The 3,133-nt window shown below is 57.2% G+C and carries 5 protein-coding genes; 4 read left to right on the top strand and 1 reads right to left on the bottom strand.

Going from position 1 to position 3,133, the window contains the following annotated elements; all coding sequences use genetic code 11:
- Positions 1-25: 25 nt before the first annotated feature.
- Positions 26-331, bottom strand: a complete 306-nt coding sequence (locus NW815_RS12755) for a hypothetical protein (RefSeq protein ID WP_414343871.1) — start codon at positions 329-331, stop codon at positions 26-28.
- A gap of 172 nt (positions 332-503) precedes the next feature.
- Between NW815_RS12755 and minC the strand changes: the two genes are divergently transcribed.
- The 4 genes from minC to NW815_RS12735 all read left to right on the top strand — a co-directional run.
- The gene (minC, locus tag NW815_RS12750; RefSeq protein ID WP_414329647.1) at positions 504-1,238 is read left to right on the top strand and encodes a septum site-determining protein MinC; all 735 of its coding nucleotides are present in this window, start codon (positions 504-506) and stop codon (positions 1,236-1,238) included.
- Positions 1,235-2,041 carry a septum site-determining protein MinD gene (minD, locus tag NW815_RS12745; protein WP_414390263.1) on the top strand — a complete coding sequence of 269 codons (807 nt, stop codon included), beginning with the start codon at positions 1,235-1,237 and terminating at the stop codon, positions 2,039-2,041. Before minC ends, minD begins: the two co-directional genes overlap by 4 nt.
- 98 nt (positions 2,042-2,139) lie before the next feature.
- Positions 2,140-2,442, top strand: coding sequence for a cell division topological specificity factor MinE (gene minE, locus NW815_RS12740; RefSeq protein WP_011431985.1), 303 nt, complete (start codon positions 2,140-2,142; stop codon positions 2,440-2,442).
- 375 nt (positions 2,443-2,817) lie between these two features.
- A partial coding sequence (locus NW815_RS12735) for a cation:proton antiporter (protein ID WP_414416085.1) occupies positions 2,818-3,133 on the top strand: 316 nt, incomplete at its 3' end.

Genomic DNA, 3,133 nt, shown 5'->3' with positions numbered 1-3,133 from the left:
CGTGGTTGGCTTGCCAACTGCAGGGCTACTGAAAGCCCGCCCTGTACCGCTTAGCGGTCAGAGTCGGGTAGTTTACTTGTCGATCGATCTGGCGGCCTAAGCTCACCTCTTGGGCATCGTTCAACTGGCTCACCTGCAGCCACTGAAGGCCATGAATCAGCAAACGGCCCAGATCTTGGGCATGGGCAGGGGATCCCATCCCAGATGCCGCAAGAATGCTGAGTAGGGCAATGGCGACCGGTCTCACCGCGCGAGAACTCCACCCCTTGGAGAGGAGAGGATCCTGTCCTGCTGGCGCGAGCAGCCTGAGGGTGTGGCGAGGTTTCAACATCAGGAATTGGCTCCATCAAGTACCCTCAAGTTAGCGATCCCGAAGCAAGATTGTCCTGCCACCCAAGCGAAACCGCTTTGCTATCAAGGGCAACCGCCGAGAGAGTTTCCCCTGGCTTGGGGGAATGGAATAGGATAGGGCTCTATATTCAGGCAGACGTTTAAGGGCGGTCATGACGGGATCCCCTACATGGAACCCTGAAATCTCCCCATCTCCAGACTCCTGGGCCACGGGCAGCGTTTACTTTCGGTCGGATGCACAAGGGATTCATCTGCACTTGCCCAGCACCTTGCCTTGGGAGGAGCTTTGGGAAAACCTGGTTTGGCAGTTGCGCAGCCGCAAACCCTACTGGGCCGGGGTCGCTCCCCTCACCCTCTGGAGCCAGCAGCGAGAGCTGGACATGCCCACCCTACAACTTCTTGCTGCCCTATTGTCTCAGCATGGACTGCAACTGTGGCGCGTTCAAACTCGATCCCGCTCGACAGCCATCGCAGCAGCAACGTTGGGCTATTCTGTGGAGCAATCTTCCCTTTTGGAGGCAGTTCCCCCTGCTCCCCCAGACACCACACCTCTGTACCTACGTTCGACGGTGCGCTCTGGCATGTCCGTGCGTCACAGAGGATCCGTATTCCTGTTGGGGGATCTCAACCCCGGCGGCGAGATCATTGCTGGAGGAGATATTTGGGTTTGGGGACGCTTGCGGGGCCTGGTTCACGCGGGGGCCGACGGCGACAAGGGAGCTGTAATCTTGGCTTTGCAGTTGGAGCCCACTCAGTTGCGCATTGCCGATCAAGTGGCCCGTCCGCCAGAAGGTGGATCCCTGCCCAACACCCCTGAAGTGGTTTACCTGCAGGAGGATGTCATCTGCGTCGCCAGCCTTCAGGATTTTCTGCGGAGAGGAGTATGAGCCGAGTCATCGTCATGACCTCTGGTAAAGGTGGAGTCGGCAAAACCACCGTGACGGCCAACCTGGGCACTGCCTTGGCGCGCTTGGGTCGCTCGGTGGTGGTGGTGGATGCAGACTTTGGCCTGCGCAACCTGGATTTGCTGCTGGGGCTGGAGAATCGGGTGGTGTACACAGCCCTAGAGGTGATCGCCGGGGAATGTCGCCTCGAGCAAGCTTTGGTGAAAGACAAGCGCACCCCCAATCTCTCGCTGTTGCCGGCAGCCCAAACCCGCAACAAAACGTCGGTGCATCCGGATCAGATGCGCCAGTTAATCGAGAAGCTGGCCAGCAGCCATGACTACGTGCTGATCGATTGTCCGGCAGGGATCGAACAAGGGTTTCGCAATGCCATCGCCGGGGCCAACGAGGCCATCATCATCACCACCCCAGAAGTGGCAGCGGTGCGGGATGCAGATCGCGTGGTGGGCTTGTTGGAAGCCGCCCAGATTTCATCGACTCAGCTCATTGTCAACCGCCTGCGCCCGGACATGGTGGCAGCCGGCCAGATGATGTCGGTGGAAGATGTGGTGGAGGTGCTGGCCATCCCGTTGGTGGGTATTATTCCAGAAGACCGCGAGGTGATCGTCTCCACCAACAAAGGGGAGCCCCTGGTTCTCTCCGCCAATCCAACTCTGGCTGCTCAGGCCATCCAGCGCATTGCCCGACGGCTGGAAGGGGAAACAGTGGACTTCCCCAAGATGGCCAGTTTGGGCGAGTCCTTTTGGGAGCGGGCCAAACGGTTTTTAAACCAAAAGGTGCTCTGACAACTGTTTTGTCGTTTTTCCCCACTTTATCCAGATTGGAATGGCAATTTTGACCTGTTCACAACTTTCACAACTGAGTAACAAGGCCGGCAAAACCTATGCTCCTCGATTTTTTGGATCAGCTTTTTTCTCGGCACTCCGGCAACAGCCGCCAGCAAGCCAAGCAACGGTTGAAGCTGATCTTGGCCCATGACCGCGCTGACCTCACCCCGGCGGCGCTGGAATCAATGCGCCTGGAGATTTTGGGGGTGGTGTCCCGCTATGTGGAGCTGGATTCAGAAGGGATGCAGTTTCACTTGGCCACGGAAGGGGGAACGACTGCTCTTATTGCCAATCTGCCTATCCGTCGCGTTAAGCCCTTAGAGACCGGTCTCAGCCGCTCAGAAGGCGAGAAAGCCTAGAAGGGGAGATTTTTGGCAGCATGTCGATTTGCTTTCAATTCCCAACAGAGCTGCCCAACGCCAGAGTGGTCGTCAAGCTCGCTCTGTGATAGGTTGAGGTAAGTCGTGTGTACTGTAGCGAGAAGCAGGCTGAGTGTAGCTTTTGCAACTTCATGGGGCCGACACACATGAGTTAGCTCTGCGTGTTTGGGCTCATGAACTGCTGACGTGATGGGTAGAGCCACCTTGACGATTGGAGACTTTCCAGCAGTCTGTATTGGCGTTAGCGTTGCGGAGCAACAACGACGTTAACGATGGCAGCGACGAGATTGTTAGCGTTCAGTAGCTGGAAAGGTAAGGGCTCCGTCCCGCTATTGCGTTCGGTTAAGCCTCAATATGCAAGATTCATTTGAGCTGACGATCCTGTTTACGCTAGCCCTGGTGGCTGGGATCGCTGCTCAGGTGCTGGCCAATTTTGTCAAAGTGCCCAGCATTGTATTCCTGCTGCTGTTTGGCCTGTTGCTGGGGCCAGATGGTTTGGGCTGGGTTCACCCCCAAGTCATGGGATCCGGGCTGGAAGCGCTGGTGTCGTTGGCGGTGGCTCTGATCTTGTTTGAGGGGGGACTGAACCTGCGGCTGCAACGTCTCAATCCGGTATCGGATAGCCTGCGCAATTTGGTTTTGTTGGGATCCCTGCTGACCTTGGTGGGGG

The sequence above is a fragment of the Synechococcus sp. R6-7 genome, assembly GCF_047461695.1.
Classification (GTDB): Bacteria; Cyanobacteriota; Cyanobacteriia; order Thermostichales; family Thermostichaceae; genus Thermostichus.
The sequence above is the reverse complement of the archived record's forward strand: the minus strand, read 5'-3'. Positions and strand labels throughout refer to the sequence as shown.